The sequence below is a fragment of the Oceanobacillus longus genome, from assembly GCF_042650085.1.
Lineage (GTDB): Bacteria > Bacillota > Bacilli > Bacillales > Amphibacillaceae > Oceanobacillus > Oceanobacillus longus.
Window position 1 is genome coordinate 400801 of record NZ_JBHSAO010000001.1, and the last position, 25379, is coordinate 426179.

Genomic DNA, 25379 nt, shown 5'->3' on the forward strand with positions numbered 1-25379 from the left:
CAATACTAAAATGTAACAACATGTTTACCAGCCTTTTCCAAGATGTTTTTATAGAATGGATCGTTACCGATACATAAGATCTGATCACAGAGATTGATGATTTCATCCATGTCATGGGAAGTATAAATAATGATTTTATTTTGATTTGTTGTCAAATTCTTTAAGTAATTTCCAATTTCTTTTCTTGATTTCAAATCGATGCCAACGGTTGGTTCATCTAGAAGTAGGACATGGGGATTATGAATCAGACTAATAGCTAGATTCAGTTTACGTTTCATCCCACCAGACATTTTATAAACTGGTTCTTTCCATTTGTCGAGCTCCATATCGAGGCAGAGCTGTTTTAATTGCTGTTTGTTTTTATTTTTCCAGGAAAGTTTTTCAAAAAAGACCATATTCTCCTCCACGGTAAATTCTTCCCAGATTGCGATATCTTGTGGTACAAAACCGATCTGTTTTCGTATTTCTTTTTTATCATCTTCGTAGGCAAGGTCGTTCAACTGCATGATTCCTTTTGTCGGTTTGATTAGTGTGGCAAGAATTTGCAGCAACGTCGACTTACCAGCACCATTTTCTCCAACTAAACCTACAATTTCACCACTTTGGATAGAGAAGGAAAGGGGATTAAGTATTTGTTTTTTTCCATAGGATTTTGAAATGGATTGTACATTAAGCATTTATTTTCTCTCCTTTAGCAAACCAGATAATGATAAGTAGCACAAATATGATCAACCAGGGATTCCAAATTTCCTGATGTAAAAATGGATGAACTGGATTCATATAGACTAGCCAAGGGAACTGATTGGTTAGACCTTCAACCGGAAGTATTGCTCCACTAGTAATTGCTAATAATAATACGAAAGCAAATGAGATAGAATAATAGAAATAGGTATTTTTGAATAACAATGCCAGTAGAAATGCTCCTGTACTGCAAAGCATTCGAAATGTAATCATCGTTCCTATTAATTTCAAGCTAATCGGTTCATCGAGAAAATGATGAAACGCAAAAGCTGCAGCAGAATCGAATAATAATAGGATACTCGAATAAACGATAAGATTTCGTAATAGATAACTTTTAAAAGAAAACCGGATAAAAGAAAAACGTAGCACGACCCCAGAATTTTTTTCTTTTATAATCCAATCAGATAAGAATAAGGTAGAAAGAACACTGAAAATCACCCATATTCCCCATGTATTCCAGATGGTTAAATCCTCTACACGGTCGGTGTCACCGTGATTATTAAATGAGAAATCCGTACGAATTAAGTTTTCTTGTGCTTGTACCTCCCGTGTATTCTTCATAATTTCATCTAATGAAACGGACGTGTTTGTATCTATATTTTCAGCCAGACCAATAATGGTATAGGCCGCTTTAGCTTTCCCTGTATCCTGTTGCACATAGGAGATCAACATTTCGCTTACCGGAGTATAGGCAAAAGATAAGTCGGATTTATAGCCTGTAATAAGCCGGTTACGCTCCCCTTTCATGATTTGCTGTTCATATCCAGCCTCGATAACAAAAGCACTGTCCAATTCATGGCTTTCAATCATCTTTTGTATTTCGAATTCTGTTCCTTCGTAAACTCTGATTAAAGGAGAAGCTTTCACTGACTCAAGAAGATTTAAAGCCATTGGTGTGTTTTCTTCCATGACAATGCCTACTGGGATCTTACTGTCTTCCTGAAACATGCTCATCAGGTTAATCATTAATAGTGTTGCAATAAGTGGCATAATCAACCAGAAAAGCAGGGATACCCACTGTTTCTTCCACTGAATCAGGCGTGTTTCGATAATCGATTTCATTGAATGACACGCTCCTTCCAAGAAGAGGCAGCAAGTAATATTAAAGTACCTGCACCATTCATTAACAGCAATGGGATATAGTCAGCATATAGCCGATCATTCAACAAAATTTCCTGCATCCACCGTAGTGACTCAAAGGAGAAGATATACGGCATAACTGCTTGAATCGATAAAGGATAATAGATGACTGGGATAATAGCACCACTTAAAATCAAGGAAGCAACAGTGAACAGCGATTGTGCCAGTAATCTAAGCTTTTGGGATGAAATCAATGTCTCTATAATTGCAAGAGAGAGAAGGAAAAAACTGCTGTACAAGGTCGTAACAATTCCAATTCTTACAAGGTCCTGTACGATTACTTCTGTTTCAAAAAGACTACTTAGAAAATAAAAGGATATACCCGAAAAAATTAAAGAAACGACGAGCGTAACAATTATTTTTGCTATTGACTGCTGAAGTTCAGTGACACCATACAAACGCATTCTGTTTTTTAGACGATTGGAATGTTCTTTTGTAAGAACCTGAAATATGGAAAAAATCCAGATGGTAATGATGATCAACCAACCTCCAACGACAAAATAGTCAACAGGGGAAGCAGTAGCCAGATTGGATATTTCTTTTTCATTTAATACACGATCACGACCAATTGTGTAAAAAAGAAAATCCTGAAACTGCTGGAAAACAAATTCATTACGAGCTTCATTATCCAATCCAAATTCTTTGGCATAATTATTGATCGTTAGAATATTTGCTTGTGAGGAGCGAAGATGTCGTGAAACACTTTCCATCAATTCGGTGATCATGTAGCTCTCTAATGGCTGATTCGGATTGCCAATAATTGGCATTTTTACGGATTCTCCCTGATACAAATGGTTCGTAAAATTGGCTGGGAATACAATGTATGAACTAATCTTATCTTGATCGATTGCTGCTAAGGCATCTTTTTCCGACATACTATGTATGACTATATAAGACCCCAACTGTGAGGATTCTTCTATCAGTTGAACGACCAGTTGTGTTTCTTCGGATCCATCGAGATCGACCAAACCAATTTCAATTGGGGATTTATCGACTGGGGAGAAGAAGCTAATAATAATTGTTGCAGCAAGACCTACTAAAATAATTGGAAAAATTAAAAGAAGAGGAAGTGATAACCACTTCCTCCTTAATTGCATCAAATGATTTTTTGAAAATAATAAAAGATGTTTTATGAAATGCATAGAAGCACGCTCATTTCTATAACATAGTCGCTTATTGTTTTTTATTTCTCAATTTAAAATCCTATTCCGCCTCCGGCCATGAGACCGAATAACCATTGTTGGAATTTAGGTGTTACATCCATTTCAATATACGCTTGTATTTCAGAAGGGGACATGCCACCGATTTCTTTCACATTTTCATCACTTATTGTTTCCACCGAATCTATCATTTTTCCATCGGTAACAATCGTCAATGAAAACATATCCTGACCGAAGTCTGGTGTTTCTACGGATAAGTTGTTTTCGGAATTCATGATGTCATTGTCATACGTTGCATTGCCTGACCATAGTAGGCTTCCACCACCACTGGTTGGCTCTTGAAGTGTAAACGTACGTTCAAAATCGCGGTTGCCATCTTCAAGTGTTTCGGAGCCTTCATAGGATAACACGATATCTTCCAAAGATAGACTAATAGAATCGGTTGCCTGATTATCTTCCCAATTTAAATCTCCCGAGATATTCATAGAACCCTCACTATAAGCATCTGAAAAAGTCATGTCATAGTTGAAGAATTGATTCGTGTCTGTTAATAATTGCGTTCCTTTTACGGACAATGCTGCTAACTCTTCTTCATTTGGTCCCATTTCCATTGCGATATCACGTTGTACAATCTTATCTTCGTGGATCCAAACCGTAGATGTTAATCCATCTGGTATTTTAAATTCATCCAATCCTTGTTTAGCATCTGCAACGGCTGTTTCAAAATCGGACATCAATAAATCAATGTCTTCATCCATATAAATGTTGCTGCCAAATTGTTGTGCAGTCATTTGATCTACGAGGATTTCTTTTAATCTATCATCGTTTTCCATCTTATCCAATACAGTTGTGATTAAATCTTTTGATTGTTCCTCGCTTAGCTTAAACTCAATCTTTTCCGAATTAATCGATTCACCGTTTACATCGATAGATTCGTCACTGCTTGTAAACGCATCCTCAGGTAATTCGTCATAAATAAACTTCAGATATTCTTTCTCCAGATATTCTATATCTTCTTCAGGAAGAACACCCTCTGCGCTTTCAAAAATTGTTTCTAAACCAAGCTTTTCATCTCCTGTGAACATATCCGGATCAGCCTCATGTAGTAGTGGGCCAAGATCCTCATCATTCATTTGAATCACTTCTTCTAGGAATGGTAAACCAAGCATTAACTTTTCTTCAGTTAAATAAAGTTGAATATCATCAATTTCCATGCCACCAATAGTTGCCTTCAGATCTGTATATATTTGTCTGTTTTCCATATCTGTCTGTGCATCAAAAATAATACTGGAATTATTGATAAACATGGATGGATCCAATCCATACCCACCAGTACTTGCAGCAGGGTCATTATAAGCTGCAGTCAATTCTACCGTAGAGGCAGTTTTGTCTGTTTGTGTTTTTTCGTACCAGTCGAGTTCGGGCTCATAACGGTTCTCCATTTGCTCCACCATATAATCAATTGTATTTTTTTCAGCAAGGAAATACGATGCTTTCGGTGAGTTGCTCAAAATCATGAATGCAGCTGCACTCCCTCCAGCGAGCACAATAACTCCTACAATAAGTGCGATAATTCCTTTCGAAACCCCTTTTTTCTGATTGCCATTCGTCGATTCTCCCACAAATTTACCCCTTTCATTTCTTTTGTCTTAACAAGTTTATTATAAAGCAATTGAACATATAATTAAAAACTATTTCAACTTTTTATATCATTTAAAAATGGACTAGTCAATATGTGTTCGTTACAAAAAAGTAATGAACATTTTGATTTAAAAAAGGATAGGCAATTGCACCCATCCTTCCTGGTTAACGTTTTAAAGTTTTTTGACACCTTGTTCCAAAGCATCAATCATTTCTTGTTTTTCCTGTTCCTCTGAATGATTCCAAATTAATTCGAAAAGTACCCCAAGTCCTGGAAGCATCTTTTCTTCGCCGTTTTGGATAGCATCGACAATCGTTGCTTCCAATTGGTCCTGATCATTGGTTGCGATGTTTGAATAAATAGCTTTTCTTAAATTTAAATCCATTTAGGACACTCCTTCTCATTATAAACTAACGATAGTTTGACCAAGGACAGTAAAAATATGTATGATACAGATAGAAATAATAATGAAGGATGAAAATGATGATTAGTTCAGTAAAGAATGAAAAAGTAAAAGGTTTGAAAAAACTGCATAAACGGAAAGAAAGAATGAATACAAACACTTTTGTAGTGGAAGGATTTCATTTATTGGAAGAAGCGTCCAAAAGTGAGTGGGAAATTCTTGAAATTATCGCACAGGAAGATATCATAGTACCAGATTGGACAGAAAATTATCCAATGGAAAGAGTAAGTGACAATGTGATGGAACATATATCCCAGACAACAACCCCCCAAGGTGTACTAGCGGTTATGAGAATGAAGAATCAAGAAGAACGTAAAGGCAATCATTTTCTTATTATTGATTCCATTCAGGATCCAGGCAATTTGGGTACTATTATTCGGACTGCAGATGCTGCAGGAATGGACGGCATTGTCTTGGGAGAAGGAACGGTTGATCTGTATAATGATAAAGTTATTCGGGCAACTCAAGGATCGATTTTTCATATTCCGATTTACCACGCTGATCTCCGACAAGAACTTGGAATACTGAAAGGGAAAGGTTTCTCCATTTGGGCAACAGCTCTTTGGAATGCAACCAATTATAATGAAACTGTGCCGGAAGATAAAGTTGCAATTATTATGGGGAATGAGGGTGCAGGCGTCCATCCGGAATTGCTGAAACTGGCTGACACGATCGTGACGATTCCAATTTACGGGAAGGCCGAATCATTAAATGTTAGTATCGCCGCCGGTATTCTTATGTACCATTTAAAAAGATAGAGTTGCATCCGTTAAATTTTTTATCTATAATGTATGTATTATATATAAGCGAAGAAAGAGCCTGTAAGTATTCAGAAAGCGATTCAGGGAAGAAATGCCCCAGACTGAGAGCATTTCGATCGTGTAAGAATACCTACATTTCACTCTGGAGCTGACACTTGGACCTTTAGACCAAAGCTTAATGCTAGTATAACGACGTATGGATCGCGCCACATCGGATGTGGGGGCTTTGACGTGGGAATCTCGCTAGCCATTGGACGTGGAAAGTAAAGGTGTTCCGGATTTAAATTCCGTTATCAGATTTGAGTTGGACAGGATACGTATGTCATTTTTCATACACTTACTGTCAACAAGGGTGGTACCGCGAAATAATAGCCTCGTCCCTTTTCAGGGATGAAGGCTTTTTTTATTTTCGCTAATAAGAAAGTACAACACATTCCTATCTACATAAGTACAGGCTCTGGCATTCGCACAAAGGTTTAGGTAGGCATTTGCTAAGTTTTCTAACATATTTAAGGAGGCAATATACAATGAAAGAACAATTGGAGGCTATACAAGCCGAAGCATTGGAGAGAATCTCCCAAACGGAGAATATCAAAGAGCTTCAAGACATAAAAGTCACATTCCTCGGTAAAAAAGGATCCCTGACTGGTGTATTACGAGGTATGGGGAAACTTTCCAAGGAAGAACGTCCAGTTGTAGGTGAAATTGCAAATAAGGTGAGAGAAGCAATTACAGCTGCGTTCGAAGAAAAAAATGAAAAACTGGAGATTGCTTTGTTGGAAGAACAATTGGAGTCTGAAGCGATTGACGTAACATTGCCTGGACGTCCGGTTAAGGTGGGTGGCCCGCATCTTTTGACAAGCATTGTAGAAGAGATTGAAGATCTGTTCATCGGAATGGGTTATGAAGTAAGAGAAGGTCCGGAAGTGGAGACAGATTTTTATAATTTTGAAGCATTGAATCTACCAAAAGATCATCCGGCACGTGATATGCAGGATACTTTCTATATTACAAACGAATTGTTGTTGCGAACCCATACATCCCCGGTACAAGCACGTACCATGCGGGAGTATAAAGGGGAAAAGCCAGTAAAAATGATTTGCCCGGGTAAAGTGTACCGCCGTGATACGGACGATGCAACACATTCCCATCAATTTACCCAAATCGAAGGCTTATATGTGGACAAACATGTTCGCATGAGTGATTTGAAAGGCACGTTGGATATATTCGCCAAAAAAATGTTTGGTGAAGAACGCGAAATTCGTTTACGTCCAAGCTTCTTCCCGTTTACAGAGCCATCTGTCGAAATGGATATTTCCTGTAAGGTGTGTCATGGAACAGGGTGTAATGTATGTAAAGGAACTGGCTGGATTGAAATACTTGGTGGAGGAATGGTTCATCCGAAAGTACTCGAAATGGGTGGTTATGATCCTGAAGTCTATAGCGGGTTTGCATTTGGAATGGGACCGGAACGAATCGCGATGCTGAAATACGGCGTGAATGACATTCGTCAGTTTTATACAAATGATATTCGATTCCTGAAACAATACCATAAAGCTTAATACAATTTTTAAAGGAGGCATTTCAATTGTTAGTATCATATAATTGGTTAAAAAATTACGTTGATTTAGGAAACCTGACACCAGAAGAACTGGCCGCTAAAATTACAAAGTCAGGTATAGAAGTTGAAGGTGTGGAATATGTTGCAGAGAAAAGTACCGATGTTGTTGTCGGTTATGTAGTGAGCTGTGAGCAGCATCCAAATGCCGACAAACTGAATCTTTGTCAAGTAGACGTTGGAGATCAACAACTACAAATAATTTGTGGCGCACCGAATATAACAGAAGGACAGAAAGTTGCTGTAGCCAAGCCTGGTGCAGTTCTACCAGGGAATTTTAGAATAAAAAAAGTAAAACTCCGTGGAATTGAATCCAACGGTATGATCTGTTCCTTAAAGGAATTGGGTATTGAAGAGAAATATGTTCCAACTGATATTGCAGATGGAATTTTCGTATTCCCCGAAGATGCAGGGGTTGGTGAAAATGTTGATGAGCTACTCAACTTAAACGATGCTGTTCTGGAACTGGATATTTTGCCTAATCGGGCAGACGCATTAAGTATGCTTGGTGTTGCTTATGAAGTAGGAGCAATTCTGGATCAGCCGGTAAATCTTCCTGATGAAGCAGTTACAATTACAGAAGATCATGCAGCAGAAAGTTACATATCTGTTGAGGTAGAAGCGGCAGATCTTAATCCTTATTATGGTGCTTTCGTTATTAGAGATGTTGAAATAAAGCCATCTCCATTATGGATGAGAAATTATCTGATAGCTTCTGGAATTCGCCCAATTAATAATGTCGTGGATATCACAAACTATGTGTTGTTGGAGTACGGTCAGCCATTACATGCGTTTGATTATGACAAATTAGGTTCGGAAAAAGTTCTCGTTAGACGTGCCGCTAATGGGGAAACGATGGTTACGTTAGATGGTCAGGAAAGATTATTGACGGAGAAAAACCTTGTTATCACAAATGGGAAAGAACCTGTAGCATTAGCTGGCGTCATGGGTGGCGCAAACACGGAAGTAAATTCTGAAACGAAGAATGTGCTGCTTGAAGCTGCTTACTTTGATTCCAAATCGGTAAGAAGAACGGTAAAACAAACAGGTCTTCGCAGTGAATCAAGTACCCGTTTTGAAAAAGGAATCGATCCAAATCGTGTGAAGAATGCTGGTATTCGTGCAAGTTTTCTCATGCAGCAATATGCAGGTGCAAAGGTGGCAGCAGGTGCTGCTGAATTTGATGAGCTTGACCGTTCTGAAAAAGTGGTTGAAATGGACATAGAGCATATTAATACCCGTCTTGGAACAGAGATGACCGCTGCAGATGTGGTGTCTATTTTGAACAGACTAAAGTTTGATTATAAACAGGATGGTTCTGAATTCGTTGTGCAAGTACCGACCCGTCGTGGAGATATTACGATATTTGAAGATATGCTTGAGGAAGTTGCAAGGATCTATGGTTATGATAATTTACCGTTTACTTTGCCACAAGGTGCCGCACAAGCTGGTGCATTAACAAGTAGGCAGTCTTTGAAGCGGAAAGTTAAAAATTATATCCAAGGTACAGGTCTGATGGAGACATTAACGTATTCGTTAACGAATCCTACTGATATAAAAAGACTCATCAGCCCGGAAATTAGTGGAAATAAGATTATACCAGTTGCTTTGGCGATGCCGATGAGTGAAGAACATAAATATCTTCGCCTAAGCGTTTTACCGGAGATTTTAAACGTCCTTTCATACAACAGCGCAAGAAACCAAGCGAATCTCGGTTACTATGAGCTTGGAAGTATTTTTGTTTCAAATGAAAAAACATTAACGGAACAGCCGGATGAGAAATTACGTCTATCGGGCGCTCTAACAGGTAATTGGTTGGAACAACCTTGGCAGCAGGAAAAGAAAGAAGTAGATTTCTATGTTGTAAAAGGGATCATCGAAGGACTGTTTGGGCATCTGGAACTTCCAGTATCATTCCGTCAAGAAAAAGTAGCTGACATGCATCCAGGGCGTTGTGCGGTTATTGAAATGAATGAACAAATCATTGGATTTATTGGTCAATTGCATCCGACCCTTGCAAAAGAACTGGATTTAAAAGAAACGTACGTATTTGATGTGAATCTTGAAGCTGTTTTTGCAGAATACGAAGATATTCCTTCCTATGCACAAATACCGAAATACCCTTCAATTGCAAGAGACATAGCCTTCATCTTGGAGGAAAACGTTCATGCTGGAGATATAAAAGTTCATATTGAAGAAATAGGCGCACCATTGGTTAAACGAGTAGATATCTTTGACGTGTATCAAGGTGCCAATCTCGAAGCAGGTAAGAAATCAATTGCCTACAGTCTTCTTTATCAACATCCGGAAAAAACATTAAAGGATGAAGAAGTAGAAGACTCCTATCAAAAAATTATTACATCGGTTAATGAGAAATTTAATTCGTATGTAAGATCATAAGTATATGGCAGTTTTTTTCAAAATCCACGAAAGGCTTTCTCAGTGATGAGGAAGCTTTTTTTACGTAATACAGGGAAATGTTGAAGTTCACATATCTGAAATTAGCAGCATTTCACTTTTACTTAGGAAACCTGTATAAAAAGAAATAGGTGCACCATATATAGAGCACCTATATCAAACATATTTATTTTTGCTCGGAAGCAGCCAGTCAACTTCATCCAATGCTGATTCTCTGAGTAACCTGTTTGTTTGTGAAAAAGGACTACTTCCAAAGAATCCTCTATACGCTGACAACGGACTCGGGTGGGGTGCCTGAATAATAAAATGCTTTGTGGTATCAATCAAAGCTACTTTTTTTTGAGCTGCACTTCCCCACAGGATATAAACGACAGGTTCAGTTTTCTTATTTAATGATCCGATTACTTGGTCAGTGAAATATTCCCAGCCTTTGCCCTTGTGTGAATGTGCCTGGCCAGCCCTTACAGTCAGAACGGTGTTCAGCAAAAGAACACCTTGTTTGGCCCAGCTAATTAAATAACCGTGGTCAGGAATGGGGTAACCTAAATCAGATTTAAGCTCTTTGAAGATATTCCGTAATGATGGTGGCACTTTAACTTCGGGTTTTACTGAAAAACTAAAGCCATGTGCCTGATTTGGGCCATGATATGGATCCTGACCCAGAATAACTACCTTTACTCGATGGAAAGGAGTGTGATGGAAGGCGTTAAAAACATGACCCATCTCCGGATATATTGTATGTTTGGCATATTCCTTTTTAAGAAACTCACATAATTCAATATAATAGGGTTTGTTAAATTCATCACTTAATAGTTCAGCCCAGTCGTTTTGTAAAATTTGTTTATTCATGTTCCATTCTCCTGTGTACTAGTATTCCTGGATTCTTTAAATAATTTGATTTACTTGTTGTCTCCTCTATATCATTCAGTGTATATAGACACTATAGCAAAATGACAATCATAATGAAATACTTCTTTTTGCAAGAACTTCATGTTAATATTAAGTGAAGATTTTTTCGGCAGGAGGTATCATCATGAGCCAGGACGATAGACATCGTATAACAGTAGACATACATAATAAAACATACACGATCATTGGAACAGAACGAGAAAGTCATGTAAAGTTGGTTGCGAGTCTGGTAGATCAGAAAATGAAAGAAATCCATAATGTGAATAAACAATTGGATACAACGAGACTGGCGGTATTAACTGCTGTAAATACAATGAATGATTACCTGAAACTAAAGGAAGATTATGCAACTCTTTTGGGGTCGTTTAATAAGAAAGAGGATAAGTAACATATGTTGGATTTAATTTTAATACTAATATTAATTTTTGGATTTTTAATGGGATTAAAGAGGGGCTTTATATTACAAATTCTCCATTTGGGCGGATTTATTATCGCGTTCATCGTTGCAGCTATGTATTATGATGAGTTAGGTACAAGGTTCGCACTCTGGATTCCATACCCCGAATTATCAAGTGACGGTGCATGGGCCGATTTTCTAGAATCAATGCCGCTTGAAAATGCATTTTATAATGCGATCGCTTTTGCAGTTATCTTTTTTGCTGTAAAGCTTGTATTGCAAATTATTGCTTCCATGCTCGATTTCGTAGCTTCCATCCCGATTATAAGCTCGGTGAACAAATTGCTTGGTGCTATTTTAGGTTTTCTAGAGGTATATTTAATATTGTTTATCCTGTTATATATCCTTGCATTGACACCAATGGATGGCATTCAAACTGCGGTTAATCATTCATCGATTGCCCTGTATATTATTGAACAAACTCCTTATTTCTCGGAGAAAATTCTCGAACTATGGTTCTCCTATACTGGGGATACATCAATGAAGATATAATTATGAAGGACTGATTCATCGTAGTAGGGAATACCTTGTATGTCATGTACAATAGTATTTATCCAACATGAATCAGTTTTTTACTAGATACGAAAAGATAAAGCGAGGTAAGATGATGGCGGTAAATAAAAAAGATGTTATTAAATTACTCGAACAAATTGCTATATATCTAGAATTGAAGGGAGAAAATCCTTTTAAAATATCCGCATACAGAAAAGCTGCACAGGCACTTGAAACGGATGATAGATCCCTTTCAGAGATTGATGATTTTACAAAGATTAAAGGAATAGGTAAAGGTACAAGTACAGTTATTGTAGAATATGTGGAAAATGGTGAATCGGAAACATTAAAAGAACTGGCAGAGGAAGTACCACCAGGTTTAATCCCACTATTGAATCTTCCCGGTCTTGGCGGTAAAAAATTGTCCAAACTGTACCAGGAACTTCATGTTGTGGATGCCGACACGCTGAAGGAAGCGTGCCTTCATGGTAAGGTGGAGAGCCTTGCGGGATTTGGAAAGAAAACGGCAGAAAAAATAGTTGCTGCACTGGATGAAGCAGGAAAACGTCCAGAGCGACTTCCTATCGCCATGATGCTTCCCGTAGCTGAGAAAATTGAAGCTTATTTGACAGAAATGGAGGAGATCGATTCCTTTTCGCGTGCAGGTAGTTTAAGACGAATGCGCGAAACGATTAAAGATCTTGATTTTATTATCGCAACTTCCAAACAATCTGCAGTAAGAGATGCCTTGCTTTCAATACCTGATATTAAAGATGTTATAGCCAAAGGAGATACAAAAGTATCTGTCACCTTGGAGGAAGCTTTTGACATTAATGTTGATTTCAGACTCGTAACAATGGAAGAGTATGCAACTACATTACATCATTTTACCGGCTCCAAGGATCATAATGTCGCATTAAGACAGCTGGCTAAATCCCGAGGGGAGAAAATCAGTGAATATGGTGTTGAGGTAGAAGAAACAAATGAAATTTTGACATTTGCCACGGAGGAAGAATTCTTTGGGCACTTTGGACTTACTTTTATTCCTCCTGAAGTTAGAGAAAACACGGGGGAAATAGAAGTTTTTACAGAAGAGAAGCGTTTCATTGAGTTAGAGGATATCAAAGGTGATTTGCATATGCATACGACATGGAGTGATGGCGCACAGTCACTGGATGAGATGGTGAAACGTGTTCGAGATAAGGGTTACTCCTATATGGCTGTAACAGATCACTCCAAATACCTTCGGGTTGCGAATGGATTGGATGAGACACGATTACTGAAACAGCGAGAGGAAATTACAAAGTTGAATGAACAAATGAATGATTTTCATATATTTGCTGGCGTGGAAATGGATATTCAACCTGATGGCACACTCGATTTCTCAGATGCGTTCCTACGCGAAATGGACTATGTTATAGGTGCAATTCACTCCAGCTTCAATCAATCAGAAGAAAAAATTATGAAGCGATTATATAATGCATTGGAGAACCCTTATGTATCCCTAATTGCGCATCCGACCGGAAGATTGATTGGAAGACGCCCAGGTTATCATGTTAATGTGGAGAAACTAATTGAAAAAGCGAAAGAGACGAATACTGCTTTGGAAATTAACGCAAACCCGAATCGGTTGGACCTATCATCTGACTGGGTGCGTAAAGTTCAGGAGGCAGGGGTTACTTTAGCCATCAATACCGACGCTCACAGCTATCCAATGCTTGATCATATGAAATATGGGGTTGGGGTTGCTAGAAAAGGCTGGGTGGAGAAAGATATGGTTATGAATACATGGACAAAAGAAAAACTACTGGAATTTTTTAATCAAAATAAATAAAAGTTATTCCGACTTAGAAACACAATTAAAGGAGTATATAGCATGAATGAACGGATTCTCCGTGTACTAGAGTTCAAAAAAATTAAGGAACAATTAAATAGCAACGCAGCCACATCACTTGGTAAAGATCTGGCAGGCAGGTTAAGTCCTTCTATAGAATTGAATGAAGTTGTTCAATTACAGCAGGAAACGGATGAAGCGGCCCATATTGTACGTCTTAACAAAGCCATCCCGCTTGGGGGAATTACGGATATTCGAGCAAGTCTGAAGCGAAGTGCGATTGGAGGCATTCTATCAACGGAAGAATGTCTTGATGTAGCTAATACGATATATGGAGGCAGGCAGGTTAAATTATTTATTGAAAATCTGGAAGATGAAGAACTGCCTATTTTATATGAATTAGTGGAGCAAATAACCCCACTTCGGGAACTCGAGCAAAGCATAAAAAATTGTATCGATGATCATGGTCATGTTTTAGACAATGCCTCCACCAAGCTCCGCAGTATTCGAACATCGATTCGTACCTATGAAAATAGAATACGGGAAAAGTTAGAGAGTTATACGAGAAACAACAGTAATATGCTTTCAGATGCTATTGTAACCATTCGTAATGACCGCTACGTACTTCCTGTTAAACAGGAGCATAGAGGTTCTGTCGGTGGAATTGTACATGATCAATCCTCTTCAGGACAAACATTATTTATGGAACCAAAAGCGGTTGTTGATCTGAACAATCAATTACATGAGGCAGTTAGTAAAGAACAAGAAGAAATCGAACGGATATTAAAAGAGCTAAGTGAACATATAGCAAGCTTTGAACATGATTTATATGCAAATGTCATCGTCCTCGCTAAAATTGATTTTATGTTTGCACGTGCGAAACTGGGACAGAAAATGAAGGCAGCAAAACCCAAAATGAATGATCAAGGCTATATTAAAATGCAACAGGCAAGACATCCATTAATTCCGATTGATGAGGTAGTGCCGAATGATGTAGAAATTGGAAAAACCTACACGTCAATCGTCATAACTGGCCCAAATACTGGTGGGAAGACGGTCACATTAAAAATGATTGGTTTATGTACATTGATGGCCCAGTCTGGATTACAGATTCCAGCATTAGATGGCTGCGAGATGGCGGTATTTAAGGATGTTTTCGCTGATATTGGTGATGAACAATCGATCGAGCAGAATTTAAGTACTTTTTCTTCCCACATGACAAACATCGTGGACATCATTCAACAAGTGGATCACCAATCATTGGTTTTATTTGATGAGCTTGGTTCTGGTACAGATCCACAAGAAGGTGCTGCACTTGCTATGTCGATTCTCGATGAAGTCGTATCCAGGAATGCGCGCGTAATTGCCACAACCCACTATCCGGAACTTAAAGCATATGGTTATAATAGGGAGAATGTAGTTAACGCGTCTGTTGAATTTAATGTAGAAACATTACAACCGACATATCGTTTACTGATCGGTGTTCCAGGCCGAAGCAATGCTTTTGAAATATCCAAGCGGCTTGGATTGGATCAACATGTAATCGAAAGAGCTAAGGGACTTGTTGGTGTTGATTCCAAAAGTGTGGAAACAATGATCGCTTCTTTGGAAAAATCCCAGCTAGATGCTGAAAAAGATTATGAACAAGCCCACGAAATTTTGCTTGAAAGTGAGCAATTGCGTGCTGATATTGCAAAAGAATGGAAGCAATTGGAGCAGAAACGGGAAGAGCTATATAAAAAAGCAGAAGAAAAAGCGGAGAAGGCTTTAAAGAAAGCACGTGAAGAAGCTGAATTTATTGTGAATGAAATTCGCCAAATGAAGTCAAATGTTACGTTAAAAGAACATGAATGGATTGAAGCGAAAAAAATGCTTGAAGATGCTCAACCGGACCTCTCCAAAAAGCAAAAAAAATCGGTTGAGAAAAAAACTACCGAAAAACAGGACCTAAAACCCGGTGATGAAATTAAACTATTAACAGTTAATCAGAACGGTGAAGTACTGGAGAAAATAAATGACAAAGAATACATGGTACAGGTAGGTATTATGAAAGTTAAAGTTAAAAGAAATGACCTTCAACTACTTGGAAAAAAGAAACAAACCGACCATAAACCAGTAGCAACAATTAAGGGATCTAATTATCATGTTCGTTCGGAATTGGATTTGCGTGGAGAAAGATATGATGATGCACTATTAAAACTTGAAAAATACATTGATGATGTCCTACTTGCAGGATATTCGAAAGCGTCCATTATACACGGAAAAGGTACGGGAGCTTTACGTAAAGGTGTGCAAGAGTATGCGAAGCGTCATCCACATATTGCATCAGCAAGAGCCGGTGAAGGCAATGAAGGAGGAAGTGGTGTTACCGTCATCGAATTTCGATAACCTCCTTATTTTTGATAAATAATGATTTTACTTTCGCCCCTTAAGAGGGGCGAAAGCTACATATACTTACAGGATAGGAGAGGATTGACCGTGATGGAAAGCTTTTGGGAGAATATTATTGTTGTAACTGCTGCCCGCTATAGTGTATTTGTTCTCTGTACGCTCGTCTTTCTGGCAATCTTTGAACTCGTCACATCCTACAAAAACTGGGAAGAGATTAAAAAAGGAAATTTCGCTGTTGCAATGGCAACCGGTGGTAAACTTTTCGGATTAGCGACGATATTTCGTTATTCCATTGAACATAATGATAGCCTTTTTCAATCAATTGGGTGGGGAGTATTTGGCTTTGTTTTATTATTATTTGGTTATTTGATTTTTGAATTCCTTACACCAACAATCAAAGTTGATGAAGAAATTGGGAAAGGAAATACCGCAGTGGGATTCATTTCGATGATGATTTCAATTGGTTTGGCATTTGTGATAGGTGCAAGCATCGTATAAAGGGGGAAGCCAGCAATGGTACTGGATCGTTTGGCAAAAATCTTAATTGTGGTCGCAGTTATTTTTCTAGTAGTAGGTATTGTTTATTTAATATGACAAAGAAATTTACAAAATAATTAAATAAAATTTCAAAAAATAGAAATTAATCGGTATAATGATTATAGTATAACTATAAGGAGGAATGTAAAATGGAATTTTCCCGTAAATGGCATGATCATTATCCGACTGAAATACCGCCATCTTTAGAATATGACGAGAAGCCTTTATATGCTTATCTGGTTGAGAGTGCTGAACGCCACAAAGAAAAGAAAGCGCTTCATTTCTTAGGAAAAGATATTTCTTATGGAGATCTATACACGGAATCCAAGAAAATGGCAAATTACTTGCAATCTCTTGGAGTTAGAAAAGGTGATAAAGTAGCAATTATGCTGCCGAATTGTCCGCAAGCAGTCATAAGCTATTACGGTAGCCTAATGGCTGGAGCAATTGTTGTTCAGACCAATCCTCTGTATACAGAAAGGGAATTGGAGTATCAATTAAATGATTCCGATACGTCGGTTATTGTATGTTTGGATATTCTTCTTCCAAAAGTAACGAATGTCCGAAATAAAACTTCTCTTAAGCATACAATCGTTACTGGAATAAAAGATTACTTGCCTTTTCCAAAGAATCTTATTTATCCATTTATCCAAAAGAAGGAATACAATATGGTTGTCAAAGTCGAGCAGAGTGGAGATACCCATGTTTGGAAGCAGTTAATGGAGAAGTCTTCTGACGATTATCTTGAGACGGTAATTGATCCTCGTGTTGATCTTGCCCTACTTCAATATACAGGCGGTACAACTGGTCACCCGAAAGGGGTTATGCTGACTCACTTTAATTTAACATCAAATGTACAGATGAGTGAAGCATGGCTATATAAGACAAGTAAAAGACAAGGAGTCGTGTTGGGTGTTTTACCATTCTTCCATGTGTATGGAATGACGACAGTAATGAATTTCGCAATTAAATTAGGATCCAAAATGATATTGATGCCGAAGTTTAATGCCCTTGACGTACTTAAAACAATCGACAAGCAAAAGCCTACACTATTTCCTGGTGCTCCCACCATTTATGTAGGCTTGCTAAACCATCCAGACATAAAAAAATATGATTTATCATCTATTGAAGCATGTCTTAGCGGTTCTGCTCCATTGCCATTGGAAGTACAGGAACAATTCGAAAAAATTACAGGTGGAAAACTTGTTGAGGGTTACGGCTTAACAGAATCTTCTCCTGTAACCCATGCAAACTTTATTTGGTCAGACCGGATTAATGGAAGTATTGGAGTACCTTGGCCGGATACAGACTGTAAAATATTTAACATGGATGCAGGTGGAGAAGAAGCAGATGTTGGCGAAGTTGGAGAGATTGCGGTAAAGGGTCCGCAAATTATGCAGGGATATTGGAATAACGAGGAAGAAACGGACAATGTACTAAAAGACGGATGGCTGTTTACTGGAGACTTAGGTTATATGAATGAAGATGGTTATTTCTTTGTAGTGGATCGAAAGAAAGATATGATTATTGCAGGAGGGTATAATATTTATCCGCGCGAAGTGGAAGAAGTACTTTATGAGCATGAAGGTATTCAGGAAGCGGTCGTTGCAGGTATACCAGACCCTTATCGTGGGGAAACCGTTAAAGCCTATGTCGTGCTTAAGGAGGACTATTCGCTATCGGAGGAAGATTTAAATGCGTTTTGCCGGAAACATCTTGCTGTATATAAAGTACCGAAATTATATGAATTCCGAGATGAACTTCCTAAAACCGCTGTCGGTAAAATATTGAGAAGAAGACTAGTTGATGAAGAAACAAGCAAACAGACAGAAGTAACGAAGACGGTTTGAGCCTTGTGCTCTTTTTTTCCTTTAAATCAGGACAAGCTTTTCATTGACAGAATAATCTGTTGAAGTTACAATATAAATTATGAATGACTATTCACTCAGTTAGGGGAGTTTGGACGCATCTAAGGAGAAAGACATGAGAAATAATAAGCCGAAGTATAATCAAATTATAGAAGCAGCAGTAAGAGTCATTGCAGAAAATGGGTATCATGGATCCCAGGTTTCCAAGATTGCCAAAGCTGCTGGAGTAGCAGACGGTACGATTTACCTTTATTTTAAAAATAAGGAAGATGTGCTTGTATCCGTGTTTGAAGAGAAAATGGGTCAATTTATTGAAAAGATTGCTGAATCCACAAGCCAGAAACAGAATGCAGAAGAGAAATTGCAGACATTAATCGAGGAGCATTTTGGACAGCTCTCTGCAGATTATTACCTGGCGATTGTTACACAATTGGAATTGAGGCAGTCGAATTATTCCCTTCGCCTTCAAATTAATAACGTCTTAAAACCGTATCTAACGGTAATAGACAATATAGTGAGAGAAGGAATCGAACAAAATCATTTTCGCAGTGACTTAAATACTCCATTAGTAAGGCAAATGATATTTGGGACACTAGATGAGATTGTGACAAATTGGGTCATGAAGGAGCAGAAATACGATTTACTGAGCCAGGTGCCAGAAGTTCATGCATTACTGATTGGTGCCTTGTCCCGCACAGATTGAGCGATGACAGAAAAAATTAAAAAGGAGGATGCTTATACGATGGGAAAAGTTTCTTATGAAGTAAATGCAAAAATAGCCTATTTGACAATTCAAAGTCCACCTGCAAATGCGTTATCAAGGTCCCTTCTTAAAGACATTAACGAGAAACTCGATCAAATTGAAGAGGAAAACATGGCAAAAGCAATTGTTTTTAAGGGGGAAGGGAAGTTTTTCTCAGCAGGTGCAGACATTAAAGAATTTACAGAATTACAGAATGCTTCCGAATACGAATCCCTTTCCACACAAGGCCAACAAATATTAGAGCGTATTGAAAACTTTTCCATTCCCGTAATCGCGGCTATACATGGTGCTGCTTTAGGTGGCGGGCTGGAACTAGCGATGGCTTGTCATATCCGTATTGTTACGGAAAAAGCAAAACTAGGCTTGCCTGAGATGAGTCTTGGAATTATTCCTGGATTTGCAGGAACGCAGCGCTTACCAGGATATGTAGGTACTGCAAAAGCGTATGAAATGATACTTAGCAGTGAACCAATCAGTGGAACACAAGCAGTTGAATATGGTTTGGCAAACAAAGCAGTACCCGAAGAGGACCTAACAGCTGAAACTATAAAACTAGCAGAAAAAATTGCTGCTAAAAGTAAACCGGCAATAAATCAGATTATGCACCTTATTCCATTTGCAAAAACCGAACAGTTTTCTAAAGGGGTTCGTGAAGAGGCGAAAGCATTTGGTGAAATATTCGGTTCTGAAGATGCAAAAGAAGGAGTACAGGCTTTTCTGGAAAAACGTAAACCAAATTTCCAGGATAAATAGATATTAATAGTTTAGGAGGATGCCAGATGAATATTTATGTACTATTAAAAAAGACATTTGATACAGAGGAAAAAATATCTGTGTCTGGTGGAAAAATTGAAGACGACGGTGCTGAATTCATTATTAATCCATATGATGAATATGCGGTGGAAGAAGCGATTGTTCAACGTGATGCACATGGCGGAGAAGTTACAGTAGTAACGGTTGGTGATGAAGACTCCGAGAAACAACTTCGAACTGCATTAGCCATGGGAGCAGACAAAGCTGTGTTAATTAACATTGAAGAAGATCTTGAAGAAGGAGATCAGTTTACAACAGCTAAAGTTCTCCAAGCTTATTTTGAAGATAAAGAAGTTGATTTAATCCTTGCAGGTAATGTTGCTATTGACGAAGCCAGTGGTCAGGTTGGTCCTAGGTTAGCAGAACTGTTGGGGTTCCCATATGTAACTACTATTACTAGTTTGAAAGTAACTGGAGATAGTGCAGTTATCGAGAAGGATGTTGAAGGGGATGTAGAAATCATAGAGGCTAGTCTTCCATTACTGGTAACGTGTCAACAAGGATTAAATGAACCTCGTTATCCATCTCTTCCAGGAATTATGAAAGCGAAAAAGAAACCACTGGATGAACTTGAATTAGATGATTTGGACTTGGATGAAGATGATGTCGAAGCAAAAACAAAAACAATTGATATCTACCTGCCACCAGAAAAAGAAGCTGGAAGAGTGCTCGAAGGTGAGATAGCAGATCAAGTAAGTGAATTAGTTTCTCTACTTAAAAATGATAAAAAAGTATTGTAAAGACAGACATGGGAAAGGAGCAATGATATGAGTGATAAAATAGTAGTTATTGGTGAAGTAAGAGAAGGGGAATTACGAAACGTTTCTTTCGAGGCTGTTGCTGCAGCGAAAAAAATTAGTTCAGATGCTGAAGTCGTTGGAGTAGTTGTTGGAGATGGCTCTCTAGATGATTTGGCAAAGGAAATGATCGAATATGGTGTGGATAGAGTTACAACTGTGTCGCATTCAAATTTGAAAACGTATACATCTGAAGGATATGGCCAGGCTGTTATGGCTGTTGTTAATGATGAGTCTCCGACAGGAATTGTTATGGGCCATACGTCGATAGGAAAGGACTTAACTCCTAAGCTTGCAAGTAAATTGGAGACAGGACTCATTTCTGATGCTGTTGGTATTGAATCTGATGGAGGACAGCCTGTTTTTATCCGCCCAATCTATTCAGGTAAAGCCTTTGAAAAGAAAATTAATACGAGTGATATAACTTTTGTTACCATTCGTCCAAATAATATTCCACCATTGGACAAAGATGAGTCTCGTACAGGGGAAGTTAATGCAAAAGATGTGGATGTAGCAGATATTCGGACCATTGTTAAAGAAGTAATTCGTAAAGCTGCTAAAGGTGTAGATCTATCTGAAGCCAATGTTATCGTTGCAGGTGGGCGTGGAGTTAAAAGTGCTGATGGGTTTAAGCCATTGTATGAATTGGCGGAAGTATTAGGCGGCGCAGTTGGAGCTTCACGTGGAGCATGTGATGCGGAGTATTGTGATTATGCCTTGCAAATTGGGCAAACAGGAAAGGTAGTAACACCTGATCTCTATATTGCAGTCGGTATTTCCGGAGCTATACAGCATCTTGCTGGTATGTCTAACTCCAAAGTAATTGTTGCGATCAATAAAGATGCCGAATCCAATATTTTCAATGTAGCAGATTATGGAATTGTCGGTGATTTATTCGAAGTCATTCCTCTACTTATTGAAGAAATCAAGAAAATAAAATAACTTAAAAATGACCTGATTGTTTACATCAGGTCATTTTTATTCAATTTGTAAGGAACATCAGATACAGCAATTTTTGGATCCCTTCATTACCGTACAATAAGTCAGCATTAATTTGGATTCCACTAAAATCGCCTCATTAAGTGGAAATTTTTTGAGGGGCGGGGATTCGCAGTGCAAACGTCGCTAAAGGCTCATTTTTGCTTTTGAATTTTCTAAGCAAACTATTAGGAAGAATATACGTCGGATGATATACTCATACTAAGCTTCACATAATATTGAATTTTTAGGAGGTATAAAATAATGGCTATTAAACATGTAACAGATCAAAATTTTACAGACGAAACATCTAAAGGTTTAGTATTAGCTGATTTTTGGGCACCTTGGTGTGGTCCATGTAAGATGATTGCGCCTGTATTGGAAGAAATTGATGGTGAAATGGAAGAAAAAGTTCAAATCGTTAAATTAGATGTGGACGAAAATCAAGAAACTGCTGGTAAATTTGGTGTGATGAGTATCCCTACTTTGCTATTGTTCAAAGATGGTAATGTAGTTGATCAAGTAATTGGTTTTCAGCCGAAAGAGGCTCTAACTGACCTTATTAACAAACATGCATAATTAAAAGCTTTTTGAACATCTATACCGTGTATAATAGAAAGAAAATATGAAATCCCTTGTTACTCATGTGACAAGGGATTTTCTAAGATTAAAAGGATTTGAATTCTATGAATGAAAAAATTGAGGGCAAGTTGGCAATTTTGCCTGCACAGCCGGGCTGTTATTTAATGAAAGACAGGCACGGTACAATTATATATGTTGGAAAATCCAAGTTGCTAAGAAATCGCGTTCGGTCCTACTTCAGGGGTGCAAATGACCGGAAAACACAACGCCTTGTTCAGGAGATAGAGGATTTTGAATATGTTGTAACTTCTTCAGAGATGGAAGCACTTATTCTTGAAATGAATTTAATTAAAAAATATGACCCAAAATATAATGTCATGCTTAAAGATGACAAATCTTATCCGTATCTAAAAATTACTTCGGAAAGACATCCCCGGTTGCTGATCACTCGTAAGGTTAAAAAGGATAAAGGCAAGTACTTTGGTCCTTATCCAAACGTAATTGCCGCCAGGGAAACAAAAAAATTACTTGATCGATTGTACCCATTGAAGAAATGTAATAATCCACCTGGGCGTCCATGCTTATACTATCATATGAATCAATGTATGGCTTGCAGCGAAAATCCTCCTTCTATAACAGAATATCAGGCAATTGTGCAGGAAATAACATCTTTTCTTCATGGTGGATATAAAGAAATTAGAAATAATTTGAAGTCCAAAATGTTGGAAGCAAGTGAACAACTAAATTTTGAACGGGCAATGGAAATGCGTGATCAAATTCAGCATATTGATGCAGTTATGGAACAGCAAAAAATGACGATGAACGATCTTGTGGATAGAGACATATTTGGTTATAACTATGATAAGGGCTGGATGTGTATACAAGTATTCTTCATCCGTCAAGGAAAATTGATTGAAAGGGACGTTACTGTCTTTCCTTTCTTTGATGAACATGAAGAAACATTTATTAGCTTTATCGGTCGTTTTTACTTACACGAAAATCACTTAAAACCGAAGCAAATACTTGTTCCAATCGGTACCGATGATGAGTTGTTGGAACAACTGCTTGAAATTCAAGTGCATACACCACTCCGCGGTAGGAAAAAGGAACTTGTGGAGTTGGCAACGAAAAATGCGCAGATTGCATTAAATGAAAAGTTTCAACTTATTGAACGCAATGAGGAACGTACAATCCAGGCTGTAGAGGAATTGGGAGAACAATTAAATATTGAAACACCACATCGCATTGAAGCATTTGATAATTCCAATATCCAAGGAACAGACCCTGTATCAGCAATGATAGTTTTTGAAGATGGAAAACCGAATAAGAAAGAATACCGTAAATACAAAATCAGAGATGTTCAGGGCCCTGATGACTATGAAACGATGCGGGAAGTTATTCGTCGAAGGTATTCACGCGTATTGAAAGATAAACTTCCAATGCCTGATTTAATCATTGTTGATGGGGGGAAAGGGCAAATGTCTTCTGCGCTAGATGTATTGGAAAACGAGCTGGGACTCGATATACCACTTGCAGGTCTGGCTAAAGATGATAAACATAAAACAAGTGAACTGTTGTTTGGGATGCCTCCGATAATTGTTCCTCTAGAAAGACAGTCACAGGTATTCTACCTTGTGCAGCGTATACAGGATGAAGTTCATCGATTTGCTATTACATTTCACCGACAGCTACGTGGTAAAAGTTTATTCCAATCTGAATTGGATAAAATACCTGGGATCGGTGAAAAAAGAAGGAAACTTTTACTCACTCATTTTAAGTCGGTAACTGAAATAAGAAAAGCAGCTGTATCAGATATTACGAAACTTGGAATACCGAAGAATACGGCAGAAGATATACTCGCTCATTTAAATAAAGAAGAATAGAAAACAGGCAGAAGAATGAGCTTCTGCCTGTTTATTTAGTTTTGACTGATTTCTATAAGTTTGTTTGCCGCCGTCCGGGATCGCTCTGGGCGGATGCGCATCCTTAGGGCACGGCCTCAGCCCCGAAGAGAAAACCACTCTTCTGGTCTTCGGACACGTGCTTTTCCCGCAGGAGTCACCGCCCACAGCGATGCCGGACTGGTGAAGATGTGTGATGAGATTTTTATAACAATCAAACCAGCTCTGGGAAATATACGAAGACTCCAGTGGGAGGAAAGGCATCGGTGAGACCCCGGAGTGCGAAGCACGAGGAGGGCTCACCAGCCGCCCGCGGAAAGCGAAGTATATTTCCCAGAGCGGTCGCTGAAGAGACATATCCTAGTTCGCAGTTTATCTCTACTGCGTGGATGATAAAGCAACAAACATTAGAGAGCTTTAAGCGTCCGTAAATACGACCGAAAATTCGATCTGACTTATTCGTTGGTTTACTTCTTCCATACATTCGCATTCCATTCCTTCAACCATCTGAACAGCTTCTGATAAAAATCCAGCCTCTAAACGGAAGTCAGTTTCGAAAGGAGCTTTCAGTCGCATTACGATAGCATCCGATAGGAGATTGAAAATGTACTCTTTTTTCTTTTGTTTGATAAGTTCAAGATTTCCCCAACCAAGTTTATCAAATATAATATATATATCTTCCATCGTATTAATATCGAATTTTCTTGCCAGGTTTTTACCCATAAAATAGAAAAGTGTATCCTTCTCTTTTCCTAGCAATTCCGGCAAGCTCACATAACGCAGGATGTCATAACCCGCCCCCGTTGTATTGAGTTCTTCTAGATGTGATAAGTCTAATATATGTTGCTTTTTTGACATCCTTTTCATCCTCTCCATAAAAAGTCCTGTATACATTTTCATATTCTCAAGGAGAACTGTATGATAACTTCTATTATTATCTATATAAATCAAGGAATAATCAAGTATTCTCTATCATTTTCATCAAAAGGCAATTCTATATATTACTATTAATCTATAAATTATTGTCTAAGTTTTCTTGACGCTTTTCATAGTAAGAAGTACAATAAATATGTTACGAATTTGTGCTATTTTAAAAAGTTTCGCTATTTGCTAT

At 38.1% G+C, this 25379-nt stretch carries 22 protein-coding genes; 15 read left to right on the plus strand and 7 right to left on the minus strand.

Going from position 1 to position 25379, the window contains the following annotated elements; genetic code table 11:
* Window positions 1-5: 5 nt before the first annotated feature.
* The 5 genes from ACFOUV_RS01990 to sspI form a co-directional block, all read right to left on the minus strand.
* The gene (locus ACFOUV_RS01990; protein WP_379495092.1) at window positions 6-677 is read right to left on the minus strand and encodes an ABC transporter ATP-binding protein; all 672 of its coding nucleotides are present in this window, start codon (window positions 675-677) and stop codon (window positions 6-8) included.
* Entirely contained in the window at window positions 670-1803 is a 1134-nt protein-coding gene (locus tag ACFOUV_RS01995) for an ABC transporter permease (protein WP_379495093.1), read from the minus strand. Before ACFOUV_RS01995 ends, ACFOUV_RS01990 begins: the two co-directional genes overlap by 8 nt.
* Window positions 1800-3023, minus strand: coding sequence for an ABC transporter permease (locus ACFOUV_RS02000; protein WP_379495094.1), 1224 nt, complete (start codon window positions 3021-3023; stop codon window positions 1800-1802). Before ACFOUV_RS02000 ends, ACFOUV_RS01995 begins: the two co-directional genes overlap by 4 nt.
* A gap of 53 nt (window positions 3024-3076) precedes the next feature.
* Window positions 3077-4663, minus strand: a complete 1587-nt coding sequence (locus tag ACFOUV_RS02005) for a hypothetical protein (RefSeq protein WP_379495095.1) — start codon at window positions 4661-4663, stop codon at window positions 3077-3079.
* Between the two features lie 192 nt (window positions 4664-4855).
* Entirely contained in the window at window positions 4856-5068 is a 213-nt protein-coding gene (gene sspI, locus ACFOUV_RS02010; RefSeq protein ID WP_379495096.1) for a small acid-soluble spore protein SspI, read from the minus strand.
* A 98-nt stretch (window positions 5069-5166) separates the two neighbouring features.
* On the opposite strand from sspI, the gene ACFOUV_RS02015 reads away from it, so the two are divergent.
* From ACFOUV_RS02015 to pheT, 3 genes are all read left to right on the plus strand, one after another.
* Window positions 5167-5904, plus strand: coding sequence for a TrmH family RNA methyltransferase (locus tag ACFOUV_RS02015; protein WP_379495097.1), 738 nt, complete (start codon window positions 5167-5169; stop codon window positions 5902-5904).
* A 530-nt stretch (window positions 5905-6434) separates the two neighbouring features.
* A complete protein-coding gene (pheS, locus tag ACFOUV_RS02020; RefSeq protein WP_379495098.1) occupies window positions 6435-7469 on the plus strand; it encodes a phenylalanine--tRNA ligase subunit alpha in 1035 nt (344 codons plus the stop codon).
* Between the two features lie 26 nt (window positions 7470-7495).
* On the plus strand, window positions 7496-9925 hold the full coding sequence (gene pheT / locus ACFOUV_RS02025; RefSeq protein ID WP_379495099.1) for a phenylalanine--tRNA ligase subunit beta: 2430 nt from the start codon (window positions 7496-7498) through the stop codon (window positions 9923-9925).
* Between the two features lie 174 nt (window positions 9926-10099).
* Here the strand turns inward: pheT and ACFOUV_RS02030 are convergent, their stop codons facing one another.
* Entirely contained in the window at window positions 10100-10792 is a 693-nt protein-coding gene (locus ACFOUV_RS02030; protein WP_379495100.1) for a uracil-DNA glycosylase, read from the minus strand.
* Between the two features lie 184 nt (window positions 10793-10976).
* Here ACFOUV_RS02030 and zapA point away from each other — a divergent pair, with 184 nt between their 5' ends.
* From zapA to uvrC, 12 genes are all read left to right on the plus strand, one after another.
* Entirely contained in the window at window positions 10977-11240 is a 264-nt protein-coding gene (gene zapA / locus ACFOUV_RS02035; RefSeq protein WP_379495101.1) for a cell division protein ZapA, read from the plus strand.
* A 3-nt stretch (window positions 11241-11243) separates the two neighbouring features.
* The gene (locus ACFOUV_RS02040) at window positions 11244-11801 is read left to right on the plus strand and encodes a CvpA family protein (RefSeq protein WP_379495102.1); all 558 of its coding nucleotides are present in this window, start codon (window positions 11244-11246) and stop codon (window positions 11799-11801) included.
* A gap of 115 nt (window positions 11802-11916) precedes the next feature.
* Window positions 11917-13635, plus strand: a complete 1719-nt coding sequence (polX, locus tag ACFOUV_RS02045; protein WP_379495103.1) for a DNA polymerase/3'-5' exonuclease PolX — start codon at window positions 11917-11919, stop codon at window positions 13633-13635.
* A gap of 42 nt (window positions 13636-13677) precedes the next feature.
* Window positions 13678-16023 (plus strand): endonuclease MutS2, encoded by a 2346-nt coding sequence (locus tag ACFOUV_RS02050; protein ID WP_379495104.1) that lies wholly within the window; start codon window positions 13678-13680, stop codon window positions 16021-16023.
* 93 nt (window positions 16024-16116) lie between these two features.
* Window positions 16117-16524, plus strand: a complete 408-nt coding sequence (locus ACFOUV_RS02055; protein ID WP_379495105.1) for a DUF350 domain-containing protein — start codon at window positions 16117-16119, stop codon at window positions 16522-16524.
* A 188-nt stretch (window positions 16525-16712) separates the two neighbouring features.
* The gene (locus ACFOUV_RS02060; protein WP_379495106.1) at window positions 16713-18413 is read left to right on the plus strand and encodes a long-chain-fatty-acid--CoA ligase; all 1701 of its coding nucleotides are present in this window, start codon (window positions 16713-16715) and stop codon (window positions 18411-18413) included.
* Between the two features lie 133 nt (window positions 18414-18546).
* Entirely contained in the window at window positions 18547-19134 is a 588-nt protein-coding gene (locus ACFOUV_RS02065) for a TetR/AcrR family transcriptional regulator (RefSeq protein WP_379495107.1), read from the plus strand.
* A 39-nt stretch (window positions 19135-19173) separates the two neighbouring features.
* Window positions 19174-19947, plus strand: coding sequence for an enoyl-CoA hydratase (locus ACFOUV_RS02070; RefSeq protein WP_379495108.1), 774 nt, complete (start codon window positions 19174-19176; stop codon window positions 19945-19947).
* A gap of 26 nt (window positions 19948-19973) precedes the next feature.
* Window positions 19974-20747, plus strand: coding sequence for an electron transfer flavoprotein subunit beta/FixA family protein (locus ACFOUV_RS02075; RefSeq protein WP_379495109.1), 774 nt, complete (start codon window positions 19974-19976; stop codon window positions 20745-20747).
* Between the two features lie 27 nt (window positions 20748-20774).
* Window positions 20775-21746: an electron transfer flavoprotein subunit alpha/FixB family protein gene (locus ACFOUV_RS02080; RefSeq protein WP_379495110.1), complete on the plus strand. Its 972-nt coding sequence runs from the start codon at window positions 20775-20777 to the stop codon at window positions 21744-21746.
* Window positions 21747-22046: 300 nt separating this feature from the next.
* Complete coding sequence (gene trxA / locus ACFOUV_RS02085) at window positions 22047-22361, plus strand: thioredoxin (protein ID WP_379495111.1); 315 nt, start codon at window positions 22047-22049, stop codon at window positions 22359-22361.
* 107 nt (window positions 22362-22468) lie between these two features.
* Window positions 22469-24247 (plus strand): excinuclease ABC subunit UvrC, encoded by a 1779-nt coding sequence (gene uvrC, locus ACFOUV_RS02090; protein WP_379495112.1) that lies wholly within the window; start codon window positions 22469-22471, stop codon window positions 24245-24247.
* A gap of 435 nt (window positions 24248-24682) precedes the next feature.
* On the opposite strand, the gene ACFOUV_RS02095 is transcribed toward uvrC, so the two are convergent.
* The gene (locus tag ACFOUV_RS02095; RefSeq protein ID WP_379495113.1) at window positions 24683-25123 is read right to left on the minus strand and encodes a DUF2507 domain-containing protein; all 441 of its coding nucleotides are present in this window, start codon (window positions 25121-25123) and stop codon (window positions 24683-24685) included.
* Window positions 25124-25379: the final 256 nt, after the last annotated feature.

Coding starts and splice junctions, on each gene's coding strand:
- ACFOUV_RS01990 (WP_379495092.1), bottom strand. CDS start 677: ATGCTTAATGTACAATCCATTTCAAAATCCTATGGAAAAAAACAAATA.
- ACFOUV_RS01995 (WP_379495093.1), bottom strand. CDS start 1,803: ATGAAATCGATTATCGAAACACGCCTGATTCAGTGGAAGAAACAGTGG.
- ACFOUV_RS02000 (WP_379495094.1), bottom strand. CDS start 3,023: ATGCATTTCATAAAACATCTTTTATTATTTTCAAAAAATCATTTGATG.
- sspI (WP_379495096.1), bottom strand. CDS start 5,068: ATGGATTTAAATTTAAGAAAAGCTATTTATTCAAACATCGCAACCAAT.
- ACFOUV_RS02015 (WP_379495097.1), top strand. CDS start 5,167: ATGATTAGTTCAGTAAAGAATGAAAAAGTAAAAGGTTTGAAAAAACTG.
- pheS (WP_379495098.1), top strand. CDS start 6,435: ATGAAAGAACAATTGGAGGCTATACAAGCCGAAGCATTGGAGAGAATC.
- ACFOUV_RS02030 (WP_379495100.1), bottom strand. CDS start 10,792: ATGAATAAACAAATTTTACAAAACGACTGGGCTGAACTATTAAGTGAT.
- zapA (WP_379495101.1), top strand. CDS start 10,977: ATGAGCCAGGACGATAGACATCGTATAACAGTAGACATACATAATAAA.
- ACFOUV_RS02040 (WP_379495102.1), top strand. CDS start 11,244: ATGTTGGATTTAATTTTAATACTAATATTAATTTTTGGATTTTTAATG.
- polX (WP_379495103.1), top strand. CDS start 11,917: ATGGCGGTAAATAAAAAAGATGTTATTAAATTACTCGAACAAATTGCT.
- ACFOUV_RS02050 (WP_379495104.1), top strand. CDS start 13,678: ATGAATGAACGGATTCTCCGTGTACTAGAGTTCAAAAAAATTAAGGAA.
- ACFOUV_RS02055 (WP_379495105.1), top strand. CDS start 16,117: ATGGAAAGCTTTTGGGAGAATATTATTGTTGTAACTGCTGCCCGCTAT.
- ACFOUV_RS02060 (WP_379495106.1), top strand. CDS start 16,713: ATGGAATTTTCCCGTAAATGGCATGATCATTATCCGACTGAAATACCG.
- ACFOUV_RS02065 (WP_379495107.1), top strand. CDS start 18,547: ATGAGAAATAATAAGCCGAAGTATAATCAAATTATAGAAGCAGCAGTA.
- ACFOUV_RS02070 (WP_379495108.1), top strand. CDS start 19,174: ATGGGAAAAGTTTCTTATGAAGTAAATGCAAAAATAGCCTATTTGACA.
- ACFOUV_RS02075 (WP_379495109.1), top strand. CDS start 19,974: ATGAATATTTATGTACTATTAAAAAAGACATTTGATACAGAGGAAAAA.
- ACFOUV_RS02080 (WP_379495110.1), top strand. CDS start 20,775: ATGAGTGATAAAATAGTAGTTATTGGTGAAGTAAGAGAAGGGGAATTA.
- trxA (WP_379495111.1), top strand. CDS start 22,047: ATGGCTATTAAACATGTAACAGATCAAAATTTTACAGACGAAACATCT.
- uvrC (WP_379495112.1), top strand. CDS start 22,469: ATGAATGAAAAAATTGAGGGCAAGTTGGCAATTTTGCCTGCACAGCCG.
- ACFOUV_RS02095 (WP_379495113.1), bottom strand. CDS start 25,123: ATGTCAAAAAAGCAACATATATTAGACTTATCACATCTAGAAGAACTC.